1 protein-coding gene is annotated in these 777 nt (G+C 42.1%); it reads left to right on the top strand.

The window, feature by feature from the left end; genetic code table 11:
- Positions 1-777, top strand: a 777-nt coding sequence (locus tag AX662_RS08150) for a GBS Bsp-like repeat-containing protein (RefSeq protein ID WP_197414695.1), incomplete at both ends; no start/stop codon positions are given.

Here is a 777-nt window from a genome sequence, read left to right as displayed (position 1 = left end):
CAGGTGGTGGCAAAGAAGTTAAAGAAGTCCGTGTCCCAATTTGGTCAGATAAGAACGGTCAAGACGACCTTACTTGGTATCATGCCGACAAACAATCAGACGGTAGCTACAAGGTTCATGTAGACACAGCTAGCCATAAGGACGATGCTGGTACCTATTCTGTGCATCTTTACTATATGTTGAATGGTAAGAGAACCTATATCACAGAAACCAAAGCTACAGTCAACCCAGCTGTTGAATCTCGACTAACAGGTAAGCTTAACATCGAAAATATGACTGAAAATGGCTTTGATGTGGTTATCACTGACGTTTCTGGTGCTGGTAAGGCTATCCAAGAGGTACTTGTTCCTGTCTGGTCTGACAAAGACGGTCAAGACGACCTAAAATGGCCTTCAGCAAGCAAACAAGCAGATGGTAGTTACAAGACACACGTGTCTATCAGCGACCACAAGAATAATCATGGGGATTACACTGTTCACCTCTACTATAAGATTGATGGTAAACTCCAAGGTGTTGGTGGCACACATACCAGTGTGCCAGTTCTTCAAGACCTTAGCCACCAATTGACCAATAACGGTTCTTACTACAGTGTTCGTGGTAAATACGATGATATTATTATTGTCAATAAAAAACACGGTCTTTCTAAGGACTATAACCCAGGTGAAAACCCAACAGCTAAGGCAGCCTTTGTTCGTCTTCGTGATGATATGATTAACCAAGGTTTGAATGTTGGACGTTCATACAGTGGTTTCCGTTCTTATGACTATCAAAAAACTC

Source organism: Streptococcus sp. CCH5-D3 (assembly GCF_001556435.1).
In the GTDB taxonomy this organism is placed as follows: Bacteria; Bacillota; Bacilli; order Lactobacillales; family Streptococcaceae; genus Streptococcus.
This window is presented reverse-complemented; position numbering and strand designations above follow the sequence as displayed.